Source organism: Hungatella sp. SL.1.14 (assembly GCF_024460495.1).
Lineage (GTDB): Bacteria > Bacillota > Clostridia > Lachnospirales > Lachnospiraceae > Hungatella > Hungatella hathewayi.
Window position 1 is genome coordinate 1 of sequence record NZ_JANFYJ010000503.1, and the last position, 289, is coordinate 289.

Consider the following 289-nt stretch of genomic DNA (forward strand, 5'->3'; position numbering starts at 1 on the left):
CTTATATAAGGAGCCATTTCTTACGGTAAATCATGCCGGCGTATTCTGGCATAAGTGTGAGACGGAAGGCGCTCTGCTAAACAGCCTTGAGGATCTGATTAAGTTTTTTTCCAAAAGAGCAAATCAGGAGAAGTATTCCCTGGAAGATGAAAGCGGCCGGGGCTGTACATGGACAACCGGGGCTTCAATCTCCCTGCTGTAGCATCAGGCGGCAGCGATGGCAGCGGGAATCCTCTTGGAAATGATTTTACCGCGGATGTGCTTGTGAGACGGGCCATCAACATCGCCA

1 pseudogene is annotated in these 289 nt (G+C 50.2%); it reads left to right on the forward strand.

What is annotated here, in order from left to right:
• Positions 1–202 (forward strand): annotated as a pseudogene (locus NE473_RS32025) (hypothetical protein); the annotation flags it as partial.
• Positions 203–289: the final 87 nt, after the last annotated feature.